Consider the following 13906-nt stretch of genomic DNA (forward strand, 5'->3'; position numbering starts at 1 on the left):
GCGCCGCCTCACTGCGCGGACCAGCCGCCGTCGGAGGCGAGGACCTGCCCGTTGATGTTCTCGGCGTCGTCGGAGAGCAGCCAAGTGATCGACGAGGCGAGGGTCTGCGCCGTGGTGACCGGCGGGATCTGGGCGAAGAACGGCGCCAGGCGCTGCTGGGCGAACTCGGAGCGGAAGCCGCCCTCGATCCCGGTGGCCGTGGGGCCGGGCGCCACGGCATTGGTGCGGATCCCGTGCGGGCCGTAGAGCACGGCGCCGGAGCGGGTCAGGCCCACCACGGCGTGCTTGCTGGCGGTGTAGGCGGTGCCGGCGGCGCTGCCGCGCAGCGAGGCCTCGGAGGCGGTGTGCACGATCGAGCCGCGGCGGGCCTCGAGCATCCTCGGCAGCACCGCCCGGGTGAGGGCGAAGGTGCCGGTGACGTTGATCGAGAACACCCGCTCCCACAGCTGGTCGTCGGTCTCGTGCAGCGGGGTCATCCCGTCCATGATCCCGGCGATGTTGGCGAGGCCGTCGACCCGCTCCCCCGCCGCCTCGACGATGCGGGCGATGTCCTCCTCGCGCGTGATGTCCGCCGTCACGGGCACGGTCTCCCCGGCGCCGGGACGGAGGGCCGCGAGCCCCTCCTCGGAGAGGTCGACGGCGATCACGCGCCCACCCTCGGCGAGGAGCCTCTCGGCGGTGGCGCGGCCGATCCCGGAGGCGGCGCCGGTGACGATCACGGTGCGGCCGGCGAAGCGGGCCGAGGCCGGGGCCGCCTCCTGCTCGGCGGGCAGCTCGCCGCCGTTGACGGCGCGGACCATCTCCTCGACCATCGCGTCGGTGAGACGGCCCTGGCTCATCTCGGCCAGGGTGCGCAGAGGCAGCCGACGGATCCGGTCGAGCACGTCCGGCCCCTGGTCCATGCCCTCGAGCAGGCGGCCGATCACGGCGGAGCCCTCGGGATGGGAGAGCCAGCGGTCGATGGTGTCCCCGGCGGTGAGCGGGGCGTCATGGGTGGTGGGCTGGTCGGTCATGGGTCCTCCTCGACGGGGCACGGGCCGCGGGCAGCGACCCTCACCCCATTATGGGACTGGAGTCTCGTAATTGCCTGGGTGGCGGCCGATCATCGTCGGGGATGGCAGGCTCGGTCCATGACCGCTGACTCCCCCGCCTCCGCCCGGCCCGGACGCCCCGTGGACATGGCCCGTCGGCGCGCGGTGCTCGAGGCCGTCGGGGCGCTGCTGCGCGAGCACGACTACGACGACGTCACGATCGAGCAGATCGCGACCCGTGCCGGGGTGAGCCGGCAGCTGCTGTACCGGGCATGGGGATCGAAGGCCGAGGTGGTCGCCGACGCGGTGCTGCGCGGCGCCCTCGTGCTGGGCCCGCTTCCGGTGCCTCGCTCCGGGGATCTGCGCCGTGACCTGGAGGACTGGCTGCTGGCCACCGCGGAGTCGATCACGGGCCGCTCGGTCCGCTCCGTCGCGCGCGCCCTGGCGGCCGCCTCCGCCGGCGGCCCGGATCGTCGTGCCCTGTTCGACGAGGTGCTCACCCGCCCCACCGCGGCGGTGGTCATCGCACGGCTCGAGCACGCGCGGGACGCGGGCGAGCCGGTGCCGGAAGCACCGTTCGACGTGGTCGCGGAGCTGCTGCTCGGCCATCTCACGCTGGGGACCCTGGGCAGCGCCTCGCTGGCGCCGGAGCGGCTGCGGGCCGTGCTGGCGGCGGTGCTGGGCCCGCGGTGACCGGGCGCCGGTCACCTCAGGCCGCGACCGGGCCCGCCCCGCTCAGGCGGTGATCGTGAGGGTGGAGCGGGAGTCCGCGCCGCGGCGCACGTGGATCTGCTCGGCGATCTGGGCCTTCATGTCGCCCACGTGGCTGACGATCCCGATGGTGCGCCCCGCCTCGGCGAGCCGGCCGATCTCCCGCACCACGGTCTCCAGCGTCTCGGGGTCCAGGGAGCCGAAGCCCTCGTCGATGAACAGGGTCTCCATCTGCACTCCCCCGGCCTCGCCCATGACGATGTCCGCCAGGCCCAGCGCGAGCGCGAGGGAGACGAAGAAGGTCTCCCCGCCGGAGAGGGTCTCGGGCACGCGCACCTGATCGGTGCGCCGGTCGAGCACCAGCAGGTCCAGGCCCGTCTTCCGCGCGCCGCGGGCGCCGGTGTCGCGCAGCAGCTCGAGGTCGGAGCCGGAGAACAGGGCCAGGCGGGTGTTGGCGGCCTCGATCACGGCGTCCAGGCGCCACATGAGCACGTAGGTGGACAGCTGCACGCGGTCCCCGTCGGCGGAGCGGCCGGTGGCGAGGTCCGCCACGCGCACCACCACGCCGGCGTCCTCGCTCACGCTGCGGGCCTCGGCGGAGGCCTGTGCGAGCGCGTCCCGGGCGGCGTGCGCCCGGTCGGCGGTCCCGCGGCGCCGTGCGGCGAGGCCGGCGGCCTCGCGGGCGGCGGCCCGGGCGGCCTCGAGATGTTCGGTCGCGGCGGTCTGCGCGGAGTCCGCCTGCGCACGGGCCTCGTCGCTCGCGACGGTCTCGGCGATGCCGTACTCGGCGAGGCCGTCGGCGAGACGGGTCTCGTCCACCGCCCGCTGCTGCACGGCGGCGAGGAGCCCGCGGCGCTCCTCGGCGGGCAGCACCGCGGCGCGGGCCGCCTCGGCCGTGGCGAGGCCGCTGGTGGCGAGGGCGCTCTCGGCCTCGGCGGCGAGCTCCGTCTCGCGCTGCGCGGCGTCGGTGCGGGTGCGCAGCGCCTCCCGCAGGGCGGTCGCGGCGCGGGCCCGGGCGGTGTGGGCGCGGCGGCGGGCGGCGATCGAGTCGTCCTCGCCGCGGGCCTCCTCCAGCCGGGTGCGGTCGGCGGCCAGGGCGCGGTCCGACTCCTCGATGCCGGTCCTCTCGCGGGCGACGGCGAGGGCGAGCTCCTCCTTCGCGCGGGTGGCCTTCTCGGTCCCGGTGTCGAAGGCGGTCAGCTGCGTCTCGCGCTCCTCGGCGCGGGTGGCGGCCGCGGTCGCGGCGGTGACGGCCTCGGTGGCCGCGCCGACGGCGGCGCGGGCGGTCTCGACGGTGTGCTCCCCGGCCTGAGCCCGCAGGTGCTCGAGCTTCTCACGGGCGACGGCGTGGTCGCTCGCGGTGCGGGCCTGCTGCTGCTCGGCGGCCTGCCGGGCGGTCTCGGCGGCCTCGACCTGCTCGGGGCCGACGGCGTCCTCGGCCGGGCCGGCCGGGTCGGGGTGCTCGAGGGAGCCGCACACGGGGCAGGCCGCGTCCTCCTCGAGGTCGGCGGCGAGCTCGGCGGCGATCCCCGCGAAGCGTCGCCGGCGCAGGGCGGTCTCCTCCTCGGCGAGGTCGCGGGCCCGGCGCAGGGCGGTCTCCGCGGCCTCGTGGGCGGCGGCGACGGCCTTCTCCTGGGTGGCGGCCGCGGTCGCGGCCCGCTGGGCGTCCTCGGCGGCGGCGAGCGCGGCCTTCGCCTCGCCGAGTCCGGCGGCAGCGGTGCGGGCCTCGTCGCGCTCGGCGAGGAGGGCGGTGCGCTGCGCCGGGCGGGACTCGAGCTGCTCGGTCGCGGCCTCGAGCTCCTGCTCCCGGGCGGCGAGGGCGTCGCGGCGGCCGGCGAGGGCGCGCTCCCGCTCGGGCAGCGCGGTCTCGAGGTCGACGAGGTCCTTGAGGGAGCCGGCCTCGCCGGTGGAGTGCTCGGCCTCGGCGGCGAGGGCGTCGTGCGGATCCTCCGCCTCGGTGAGGAGGTCCACGAGGTCGGGGTGCTCGGGGCGGGTGCGCGCGGCGAGGGCGGTGAGCGCCTCGCTCGCCTCGGTCACCGCGGTGGCGGCGCGCTCGCGCCGGCGCAGCAGCTCGGCGACGGGGCGCGCGGTCTCGTCGCGCTCCAGCGCGGTACGTGCCCGGTCGATACGGGGCTTCTCGGTCTCCAGGGCGGCGGCGAGGCGGTCGAGCTCGCGGCGGCGGTCGAGGCGGGCGCGGGCGGTGCGGGCGGCCTCGGCGGTGGTGCGGGCGGTCTGCTCGGCCTGCTGCGCGGCGGCGGAGGCGGTCTCGGCCTCGACGGCGTGGGCGGTGACGGCGGCGAGCTGCTCGTCGGCCCCGGCGGCGAGCGGGTCCAGGCGCAGCGCGGCGGCGTGCTCGGCGAGGGCGGTGCCGCCCCGCTCGTCCTCGAGCGCGACGGCCTCGGTGAAGCGCGCCAGCGCCGTCGCGAGGCTCTGCTGGGCGGTATCGACCTGCCGCTTGGCCTGCTTGCGCATCTCCTCGAGCTGCCTCTCGACGGCGGCGTAGGTCTCCGTGCCGAACACGCGCTGCAGCACCTGCTGGCGCTCCCCGGTGCCGGCGCGGAGGAAGCGCGCGAACTCGTTCTGGGGCAGCAGGACTGTCTGGGTGAACTGCTCGCGGGTGAGGCCCACGGCGCGCTGCACCTCGCGGCCCACCTCGTCGAGGCGGGAGGCGATCACCTCGCTGCCCTCGGCGGCGCCGGCGACGTCCGCGATCGCGGCGGGCAGCCCCTGCGGGGACCCGATCCGCCACATCAGGGCCTTGGCCTGCTCCTTGGTGGTGCCGGTGCCGCGCAGCTTGGGGCGCTGGAACTCGGGCTGGCGCCGCACGCGGTGCAGTCCGGAGGAGGTCTCGAACACGAGGTCGACCACGCTGGGCTGGGTGGGCGCGGCGAACTGGGAGCGGATCCGATCGGCGCTGGTGGCGGAGCCTGCGACGTGGCCGTACAGGGCGTAGACGATCGCGTCGAGGATCGTGGACTTCCCGGACCCGGTGGGGCCCTCGAGCAGGAACGTGCCGGAGGCGCCGAGGGCGGCGAAGTCGATCTCGACCGTGCCGGCGAAGGGCCCGATCCCCGTCATGCGCAGGTGGTGGAGCTTCACGAGGCCTCCTGCCGACGGCGCACGGCAGTGTAGGCGCGCTCGAGCACGTCGTGCTCCGCCTCGGTGGGGTCGCCGCCGGTGACGTGGGCGAGGAACTCGTCCATCACCTCCAGCGGGTCCTGCTCGCGGCGCACCACGGGGGTGCCCTCCCTCGCCTCCCGCCCCTCGGGCGCGTACTCGGTGAGCAGCAGGTACGGGAAGGCCTCGCGCAGCTGCTCCTGCAGGTGGGCGGGGCGCGCGGGGTCGGTGACGACGGCCTTCAGCCAGTCGCCGCCGTGCTCGTCGCGGCGGGCGAGGATCTCGGCGAGGGTGCCGCGCAGCTGGGTGAGTCGGCGCGGGACGGGGGTGGCGAGGCGCCGCACCTCGACCTGGGCCCGCTCCCCGTCGGCGCCGGGCGCTCCCAGGTCGATGAGGAGCACGGACTTGCGGTGGTTCCGCTCGGAGAAGGAGAAGGCCAGCGGCGAGCCGGAGTACCAGGCGGGGGCACCGACGGCGGCGGTGAGGTCTTGACAGCCGTGGAGGTGCCCGAGGGCGAGGTAGTCGATGCCGCGCAGCACCCCGGCGGGCACGGAGTCGACGCCGCCGACGGAGAGGTCGCGTTCGGAGTCGCTGGCCTCGCCGCCGGTGACGAAGGTGTGGGCGAGCACCACGGTGCGGGCGCCGGGGTGGGCGGCGGCGCGCTCCCGCACGCGGTCGAGGGCGGCACGGGTGACGGCCTCGTGGCTGCGGGCCAGCGGCTCCTCGCCCTCGCCGGCCAGTTCGGTGCGGGCACGGTCCGGCTCGAGGTAGGGCAGGCCGAAGAACAGCACCTCGCCGTGCTCGTCGTGCACGGAGACGGGGTGCTCAATGCCGGGCACGTCGGTGAGGAGGTGCACGCCCGCCCGCATGAGGCCGCGGCCGAAGCCGAGCCGCTCCGGGGAGTCGTGGTTCCCGGAGGTGAGCACCACGGTGGCACCGGTGGCCGCGAGCCGCGCCAGGGCGTCATCCAGCAGCGTCACGCTGGTCACGGCCGGCACCGCGCGGTCGTAGACGTCACCGGGGATCACCACCACGTCCACCTGCTCCGCGGTGACGAGCTCCACCAGCCAGTCGAGGAAGGCGGCCTGGTGCGCGTGGAGGTCCACCTTGTGCAGGGTGCGCCCCAGGTGCCAGTCCGAGGTGTGCAGGATCTTCATGGCCCCGAGCCTACGAGCGCGGGCCGACATCCGAGGCCGCCGTGCACAGTGCGCAGGCGGCGGGCGGGTTCGGACGGGTCCGATCCGGCGAGGACGGCATCGGCGAAGCGGCCACCGGGCCCCGGTCAGAAGGGCGGTGGATCCTCCCCGTCCGGGCCGCGGGGCGGAGGCGCGACGCCGTGCGGCTCGACCCCGGGGTCCTCGCGGCCGGTCGGCGCCGGGTCGAGAGTGGGAGCCGAGCGGCCGGAGCCGACGGGAGCCGGATCGACGGGAGCCGGATCGACGGGAGCCGGATCGACGGGAGCCCGATCGACGGGAGCGGGCTCGAAGGGGGCGGATCCGGCCCGGGTGCCGCGCAGGAAGCTGGTCCAAGCGGCGGTGAGGACGTCCACCATGTGCAGGCTCGCGGTGTCGAGGTCATCGATCGCGGTGACGGCATCCCCGCTGTCGCCGATCCGCCACCGGGTGCGACCCGGTTCGCGTGCCGGGGTGGGGATCCGAGTGGGGTCCAGCAGGCCGGCCGTCTTGTCGAGGTGGTGCTGCCAGCACAGCAGGTGCAGGTTCTCGATCTCGGTGAGCCCGCCCTCGCCGGGGGTGCCGCGGCGGCACTCCTCGATGTGGTCGCACTCGGAGGCCCAGGAGCTGGGCCGGGCGCAACCGGGCACGGCGCACTGGGCGTGGCGCAGTCGGAGGTGCTCGAGCATCGCGGGTGTGGGCGTGTACCGCTCCGCCGGGAGCGGCAGGAAGGCGCCGCTGGAAGCGTCGGTGAGCACGCGGTACCAGTCGTCGGCGGTGCCGGCGAGCGAGCGGGCCAGGGTGGCGGGTAGCGGCGTGGCCCCGTCGAGCATAGCGGGCTCGTCGGAGGCGCCGAGCAGGGTGAGCGCGGGGACGGTGACGTTCAGCCGGAACCGCTCGGCGGGGACGGAGACGCCGTCCAGGTCCAGTTCGGCACCGTCCATCAGCTGGTAGCGCAGGCGGGACAGCGGCAGCGCGCGGCCGGTCTCCCGCGCGATGCCGTCGGGATCGTGGGGGATCTCGGTGCCGTCGCGCAGGGCGGCGCGCTGCTCGGCCTGGATGGCGCGGGCGGAATCGTCGAGCCGCTTCCACCGGGCGAGGACATCCGGGATCGGGCCGGTGATGCTGAGGGTGCCGGTGCCTGGTTCCGGCCCGGGCAGCAGCTGGACGGAGCGTTCCAGCGCGACCACGGGATCCGGTGTTCTCTCACGATCGCGCAGATGGTCGACCAGCGCCCGCAGAAGGGTGAAGAATCGCTCCGGGGAGATGTCCATCGACCAGGTGGAGAGGATCATGTCGAGATCGCGGCGAGAACTGTCGGAGAGGTTCCGCGAGGCTTTCATGAGGCGTTGGAACCACGGCCCAGGCATGATCCCCTCCTCGAGGCGAGCAATGGCACGAGGGAAGAGGTGCACGGCCTGGTAGGCGTCTCGCAGACGCCACGAAGCGGCACTGCGCGTCACCCGGAGTGCGAGCGCCGCCCGGAGGGTGTCCACCTCGTCCATCTCGGCGACCTCCTCGTACTCGCCCTCGTGCGCGTGGAGCTCGGCGAGGGCGCGGTACTCCTCGGCGAGGTGGCGCCCGGCGGCCCACTGCGCATCCCAGACACGTTGCACAGCGGTGCTGAGCTGGGGGTCCTCCTCGCTCCTGCCGCGGCACAGAAGGGCGTCCCGCGTGAGCTCCCGCTGTGCGCGGACGTGGCGCAGTCGCTCGGGGAGCGCGGCGAGCAGCGCCGCCTCGTCGGGGCGCTCGTCGGGACTCTCGCCGGCCCACTTGCTGGGCTCCTCATCGAACTTCTCGCCGTCATCGCGTTCCAGATCCATCCCTTCCACCCCCTTTTGCCGCTCGTCCCGTGCAGTGCGGATCGCCCCTGCGGTGCTTCTCCTATCTGCCTCTCATCGTATTGGCGACCACCGACAGACAAAAGACTCTCCCTCCGATTGTGGATACCTGGCGAGCGCCTCGCGTGGCATTGTGGAAAACCAGTTCGGCATATCCCCAGAACACACGCGCCGCGCCACACAGGAACCGCTTCTCCTCCCCATCGCCAGATATCCACAATTCTCGGTGCGGTCGCCGTGTGCGAGATCGCGGGCCGCGGGCCGGCTCCCGCCGACGGACGCCTCACCGGGCACCCCGCCGCCGTGACCTACACTCGGCGGCGGACACGGGGTGCGCCGAGCGCGCTGAGATCACACCCGTGGAACCTGATCTAGTTCGTACTAGCGAAGGGATGTCCGCATGAGTTCGGATCCTTGCACCCAGTTCCCGCCTGCCCCCGCCCCGTCGGCCGCCGGCCCCGCGCCCCGAGGCGCCGCCTCCCTCCCCCGCGTGCTCTCCATCGCGGGCACGGATCCCACCGGCGGCGCCGGCACCGCGGCGGACCTGAAGTCGATCGTCGCGGCCGGCGGCTACGCGATGAGCGTGGTGACCTCGGTGGTCGCGCAGAACACCCACGGGGTGCGCGCGATCCACGTCCCGCCGCGGCAGACTCTCGCCGCGCAGCTCGAGGCGGTCTCCGACGATGTGCAGCTGGAGGCGGTGAAGACCGGCATGCTCGGCACCGTCGAGGTGATCGAGACGGTCTCCGCCTGGGTGCAGGCGCACCCGCCACAGGTGCTGGTGGTGGACCCGGTGATGGTGGCCAGCAGCGGCGACCGCCTGCTGGAGCCGGAGGCGGAGCAGGCGATGCTCCGCTTCTGCGAGCTCGCCACGGTGGTCACCCCGAACATCGACGAGCTCGGCGTGCTCACCGGCTCCCCGCGGGCGCGCACCGAGGCCGAGGCGTTCGCGCAGGCCCGGCGCTGGGCCGCCCGCACCCAGGTGGCCGTGGTGGTGAAGACCGGCCACCTCGAGGCCGAGGAGGTCGCCAACACCTGGATCGCCCCGGACGGCACGGAGCACCGGGTGCGCTCGCGACGCGTGGAGACCACCAGCACCCACGGCACCGGCTGCTCGCTCTCCTCCGCGCTGGCCACCCGGCTGGGCGCCGGCCACTCCCTCGCCGCGGCGCTGACCTGGGCGACCGGCTGGCTGCACGAGGCCGTGGAGCACGGGGCGGCGCTGCAGGTGGGCAGCGGGCACGGCCCGGTCGACCACGGGCATCAGGGGCGGCGGCTCGCGGCGGCGGGCTCGGCCGCGCCCTGGCTCACGGACGATGCGGTGCCGCAGCGCTGGGAGCACCCGGCACAGCTCGCGGCGGCCGACGGGGACGCCGTGCGCGGCACCGTCGTGCCCGCGGTGGTACCGCCTGCCGGGCCGTGGACGGAGGCGCTGTGGGCGGCGGGCTCGCCGCTCGCGGCCGAGATCTCCCGCTCCGGGTTCGTGCGCGCGCTGATCGACGGCAGCCTCCCCGAGCAGCAGTTCTCCTTCTACCTCGCGCAGGACGCCCACTACCTGCTGCGTTACTCCCGTGCGCTGGCGGCGCTCGGCGAGTCCTCGACCGACGCCGACGCCCGCGCGTTCTGGGCCGCGTCCGCGCAGGAGTGCCTCACCGTGGAGATGGCGCTGCACCATGACTGGCTGGCCAGCCGGCCGCACGCGGCGCAAGTGCCGGTGGGCCCGGTGACCAGCGCCTACACCGACTTCCTGCTGGCCCGGGCGCTGGGCTCCCCCACCGTGGTGGGGGCGGCCGCGGCGCTGCCGTGCTTCTGGCTGTACGCCCAGGTGGGCGCGGATCTCGACGAGGTCGCGCCCACGCATCCCTACGCCGCCTGGCTGGAGACGTACCGCGATCCCGGCTTTGTGGAGGGGGTGGCGGGGGCGCTGGCCGTGGTCGAGGCGGAGCTCGCCGCCGCCGATCCCGCCGAGCGCGCCGAGGCCGCCCGCGACTTCCTGCTGGCCTGCCGGCACGAGCTGGAGTTCTTCGAGCAGGCCCGACGGGTCGAGGTCGGGACGGCCGACGGGGCGGGCGCCGGCGGGGCGGGCGCCGACGGGGCGGGCGCCGACGGGGCAGGCGCCGGCGCCGATGCGGCCGACGGGCCGTCTGCCGACGAGCCCGCGACGACCGCCGCGCCGACGGTCGGTGCCGCCCGATGAGCGCCGCACGGACCTCCGCCACCCCCGCCGCCTCCGGCACGCCCGGCACGCCTGCCCCCTCCGCCGCGCCCACCGGCACCGCCGCGCTGCCGCCGGAGGGCCGGGCCGCGCTGCGCGCCGGGGTGGTGGGCAACCTGGTCGACAACATCCACGTGTTCCTGCCGGTCACGGCGCTGGCACCGGCGATGCTGGTGCTCGCCGGGCCGGGCGCGGCGGCATCCACCGGCGCGCTGATCATCATCGCGATGCTGATGGGTCGGCCCGTCGGCGGCGTGGTGTTCGGCCGCATCTCGGACCGGCTGGGCCGCACCCGCACCACCCGGATCGCGATCGGCGGCACCGCCCTGTGCGCGGCCGCGATCGCGGCGGTGCCCTCGCACGAGGTGCTGGGCGCGGGCACGGTCGCGCTGATCCTGCTGCTGCGCTTCCTGGGCGGGATCTTCGTGGCCGGCGAGTACTCGGCCGCGATCCCGCTGGCGATGGAGTGGTCCGCGCCGCGCCGACGCGGGCTGATGAGCGGGCTGATCCTGTCGATGGCGCCGTGGGCGCAGGCGCTGGTCGCCTTCTCCGTGGCGGTGCTGCTGGCGGTGCTGGGGCCCGAGCAGTATGCGCTGTGGGGCTGGCGGGCGCTGTTCGCGGCCGGGGCGCTGCTCTCGCTGGGCATGCTCGTGTACTACCGGCGCCAGGTCACCGATGCGCCGCTGTTCCACCGCCGCGCCGGGGCCGACGGGGACCCTGCGGCAGCCGACGGCGACGCCACAGCACCTGCCCCCGCACCCGCACCCGCACCCGCACCCGCACCAAACCTGCGCAGCCTGCTCACCGGCGCCTGGTCGCGGGCGTTCTGGCAGGTCTTCGTGATGATGACCGGCCTGTGGCTGCTCACCTACTCCACCGTGCTGCTGCTCCCGGAGCGTCTGGCCGCCGATTCGGCACTGCCCGCCCTCGCGGTGCCGGTGGTGATGGGCATCGCCTCGGTGGCGCAGGCGCTGGTGATGGCCCTGGCCGGGCACCTCTCCACGCTCACCGGGCGGCGGCGCCTGTTCCTGCTGTGGGGCGCGGCCGCGGCGGTGCTGGGCCCGGTGCTGTGGTGGAGCGCAGTCGCGGCGCCCACCGTGGCGGTCGCCGCGGCCTGCGCCGCGCTGCTGCAGGTGGTGACCGTCTCCGCCTACGGGCCGGTCTCCGCCTACCTCTCGGAGCGCTTCCCCACCGCGCTGCGCTCCACGGGCTACGGCGCGGGATACAGCCTCTCCCTGGTGCTGCCGGCGCTGTACCCGTTCTACGTGCCGGTGCTCGAACCGCTGCTGGGCCGGCACGGCACCGTGCTGACGATGGTGGTGCTCGGCGGCGTGCTGGTGATGGTGGGCGCGGCGGCCGGTCCGCGGCTGCGCCCCCGCGAGCTGGACGCCGATCTCGACGCGGTCGCGGAGGGCCACACCCGATGACCCCCACCACCCCGCAGGACCGCCCCTCGCCCGATCCGGACCTCGCCGAGGTGGCACCGGTGCTGGCGGCGGTGCGCGCGCAGGCGCCGCTGGTGCACTGCCTCACCGCGACGGTGTCGATGGCGCTGGTGGCGGACGGTCTGCTGGCCGCGGGCGCCCGCCCGATGATGACCGAGACCGCGGCGGAGGCGCCGGTGCTGACCACCGTGGCGGACGCCCTCTCGATCAACCTCGGCACCCTCAGCACCGACGGGATGGACGGCATCCCCGCCACGGTCGAGGTGGCCGTGCGCGAGGGCCGGCCCTGGGTGCTGGACCCCACCGCGGTGGGGATCGCGCCCGTGCGCACCCCGCTGGCCCGGTCCCTGCTGACGCAGCGTCCGACGGTGGTGCGCGGCAACGCCTCCGAGCTGCTGGTGCTGGCCGGCTCCGGGGCCGGGGGGCGCGGCGCCGACGCGACCGACCCGGCCGAGGCCGCCGCGGACGCGGCCCGTGCCGTGGCCGCGCGCACCGGCGGGGCGGTCGCCGTCTCCGGGGCGGTGGACGTGGTGTGCGATGCGCGGCGCAGCCGACGGGTGGACCGCGGTGCGGCGCTGCTGACGCGCGTGACCGGCACGGGCTGCCTGCTGGGGGCGCTCACCGCGGCGTGCACCGCCGTGTGCGAGGACCCCGTCGAGGCGGCGCTCGCGGCCACGGTGTGGCTGGACGTGGCCGGGGAGCTCGCCGCCGGGCGCGCGGCCGGGCCGGGCAGCTTCCGCATGCACCTGCTGGACGCGCTCGACGAGGTGGGACGAGAGGTGGAGCGATGACCGCACGACGAGACGACCTGGATCTGCGCTGCTACCTGGTCACCTCCGGCACCTCGCGCCGCACGGTCGAGGTCGCCGCGGCCGCCGCCGCGGCCGGCGCGGGGGTGGTGCAGGTGCGGGCGAAGGACGCCTCCACCGCCGCGCTGCTGGAGCTGGTGCTCGCCGTCGCCGACGCGGTGGAGCGGGCGCGGCCCGCCACCACAGTCCTGGTGGACGACCGGGCCGACGTCGCCGCCGCGGCCCGGGCCCGCGGCGCGGCCGTGCACGGCGTCCACCTCGGCCAGGACGACCTGCCCGTCGCCGACGCCCGCGCCCTGCTGGGCGAGGACGCGCTGATCGGCCTCACCACCGGCACCGCGGAGCTGGTGCGCGCGGCCGCGCCGCTGACGCCCCTGCTCGACTACCTGGGCGCCGGGCCGTTCCGCCTCACCCCCACCAAGGACTCCGGCCGGCCGCCGCTGGGCGCGGAGGGGTACCGGGAGCTGACCGCCGCGACCACGCTGCCGATCGTCGCGATCGGGGACGTCACCCCGGCGGACGTCCCGGGCCTCGCCGCCGCGGGCGTGGCCGGGGTCGCGCTGGTGCGCGCGGTGATGGACGCCGCGGATCCCGCCGGCGTGGTGCGGGAGGTGCTGGACGGGGTCGGCGAGCGCTGACGCCCTCCCAGGTCAGGGCCGCAGGTACGGATCCGCCCAAGCGCTGATGATGCGGGCGGCGCGATCGGCCTGCCCCTCGGCGGTGAGGAAGTGATCGGCGCCCTCGAGGGCGATGAAGCTGCGCGGGTGCAGGGCGGCGCGGAAGATCTCGGCGGCGTCGTCCACGTCCACCGTGCTGTCGGTGGGCGAGTGCATCACCAGCAGCGGTCGGCCCATCGTGCGCACCCGGGCGATCAGCTCGGCGCCGCGCACGTCCTCCACGAAGTCCCGCTTCAGCGTGAGCTCCCGGCCGCCGATCGGCCACGAGGCGGTGCCGTCCTCCAGCACGCGGTCCACCACGGAGTCGTAGTGGCGCTCGATGTTCGCCGGCTCCGACGGGGCGCCGATCGTCACCACCGCGGTGACGCTCGGGATCCGCCGGGCGGCGACGATCGCGGCCGCGCCGCCCCAGGAGTGGCCGATGAGCAGCTGCGGCGGGGTGCCGCGCTCGGCGAGGGCCTCCGCGGCGCGCACGGTGTCCTCCACCTTCACGGTGAAGGAGCCGTCGCCCCATTCGCCGTCCGAGTCGCCGAGGCCCAGGCAGTCGAAGCGCAGCATGCCGATGCCCTCCGCGGCGAGTCCGCGGGCGATCCGGAACGTGGCCGGGGAGTCCTTGCCCAGGGTGAAGCCGTGCACGATCAGGCCCCATCCGCGGGTGGGGCCCTCGGTGGTCTCGAGCACGCCCGCGAGCTCGGGCCCGCGGGAGCTGGCGAATCGCACGGCGTCGGTCATGGCGGGCACCTCGTCATCGTCCGTCGGCGTCGTCGTCCTTCGGCCGGCGGGACGCCGCCGGGCGGGGACCCCTGCACGCTAGCACCGCCCGATGCGCGGGGCGTCGGGCGCCGGGTGCCGCGGGCCGGGTGTCCGGTGCCGCGGGCCGGGTGTCCG

At 75.8% G+C, this 13906-nt stretch carries 10 protein-coding genes and 1 riboswitch; of the genes, 5 read left to right on the forward strand and 5 right to left on the reverse strand.

The window, feature by feature from the left end; all coding sequences use genetic code 11:
- Nucleotides 1-8 precede the first annotated feature (8 nt).
- Nucleotides 9-1013, reverse strand: a complete 1005-nt coding sequence (locus DWV08_RS11400) for an SDR family NAD(P)-dependent oxidoreductase (protein WP_115413902.1) — start codon at nucleotides 1011-1013, stop codon at nucleotides 9-11.
- A gap of 117 nt (nucleotides 1014-1130) precedes the next feature.
- Here DWV08_RS11400 and DWV08_RS11405 point away from each other — a divergent pair, with 117 nt between their 5' ends.
- Nucleotides 1131-1724: a TetR/AcrR family transcriptional regulator gene (locus DWV08_RS11405; RefSeq protein WP_162801556.1), complete on the forward strand. Its 594-nt coding sequence runs from the start codon at nucleotides 1131-1133 to the stop codon at nucleotides 1722-1724.
- Between the two features lie 42 nt (nucleotides 1725-1766).
- Here DWV08_RS11405 and DWV08_RS17300 read toward each other — a convergent pair whose 3' ends face one another.
- The 3 genes from DWV08_RS17300 to DWV08_RS11420 all read right to left on the reverse strand — a co-directional run bounded on the left by DWV08_RS17300 (nucleotide 1767) and on the right by DWV08_RS11420 (nucleotide 7854).
- The gene (locus DWV08_RS17300) at nucleotides 1767-4841 is read right to left on the reverse strand and encodes an AAA family ATPase (RefSeq protein WP_115413904.1); all 3075 of its coding nucleotides are present in this window, start codon (nucleotides 4839-4841) and stop codon (nucleotides 1767-1769) included.
- Nucleotides 4838-6016, reverse strand: coding sequence for an exonuclease SbcCD subunit D (locus DWV08_RS11415; protein WP_115413905.1), 1179 nt, complete (start codon nucleotides 6014-6016; stop codon nucleotides 4838-4840). The genes DWV08_RS17300 and DWV08_RS11415 overlap by 4 nt, the downstream gene beginning before the upstream one ends.
- A 125-nt stretch (nucleotides 6017-6141) precedes the next feature.
- Nucleotides 6142-7854 carry an HNH endonuclease signature motif containing protein gene (locus tag DWV08_RS11420; RefSeq protein ID WP_115413906.1) on the reverse strand — a complete coding sequence of 571 codons (1713 nt, stop codon included), beginning with the start codon at nucleotides 7852-7854 and terminating at the stop codon, nucleotides 6142-6144.
- Nucleotides 7855-8189: 335 nt separating this feature from the next.
- Nucleotides 8190-8282: riboswitch (TPP riboswitch) on the forward strand.
- Between DWV08_RS11420 and DWV08_RS11425 the strand changes: the two genes are divergently transcribed.
- The 4 genes from DWV08_RS11425 to DWV08_RS11440 all read left to right on the forward strand — a co-directional run bounded on the left by DWV08_RS11425 (nucleotide 8273) and on the right by DWV08_RS11440 (nucleotide 12979).
- Nucleotides 8273-10069 (forward strand): bifunctional hydroxymethylpyrimidine kinase/phosphomethylpyrimidine kinase, encoded by a 1797-nt coding sequence (locus tag DWV08_RS11425; protein ID WP_115413907.1) that lies wholly within the window; start codon nucleotides 8273-8275, stop codon nucleotides 10067-10069. It overlaps the preceding riboswitch by 10 nt.
- The gene (locus DWV08_RS11430; protein ID WP_115413908.1) at nucleotides 10066-11514 is read left to right on the forward strand and encodes an MFS transporter; all 1449 of its coding nucleotides are present in this window, start codon (nucleotides 10066-10068) and stop codon (nucleotides 11512-11514) included. The genes DWV08_RS11425 and DWV08_RS11430 overlap by 4 nt, the downstream gene beginning before the upstream one ends.
- A complete protein-coding gene (gene thiM, locus DWV08_RS11435; protein ID WP_115413909.1) occupies nucleotides 11511-12323 on the forward strand; it encodes a hydroxyethylthiazole kinase in 813 nt (270 codons plus the stop codon). The genes DWV08_RS11430 and thiM overlap by 4 nt, the downstream gene beginning before the upstream one ends.
- A complete protein-coding gene (locus DWV08_RS11440) occupies nucleotides 12320-12979 on the forward strand; it encodes a thiamine phosphate synthase (RefSeq protein ID WP_115413910.1) in 660 nt (219 codons plus the stop codon). The genes thiM and DWV08_RS11440 overlap by 4 nt, the downstream gene beginning before the upstream one ends.
- Before the next feature lie 12 nt (nucleotides 12980-12991).
- On the opposite strand, the gene DWV08_RS11445 is transcribed toward DWV08_RS11440, so the two are convergent.
- Nucleotides 12992-13750, reverse strand: coding sequence for an alpha/beta hydrolase (locus DWV08_RS11445; protein ID WP_115413911.1), 759 nt, complete (start codon nucleotides 13748-13750; stop codon nucleotides 12992-12994).
- Nucleotides 13751-13906: the final 156 nt, after the last annotated feature.

Origin of the sequence: Brachybacterium saurashtrense (genome assembly GCF_003355475.1) — a bacterium.
Classification (GTDB): domain Bacteria; phylum Actinomycetota; class Actinomycetes; order Actinomycetales; family Dermabacteraceae; genus Brachybacterium; species Brachybacterium saurashtrense.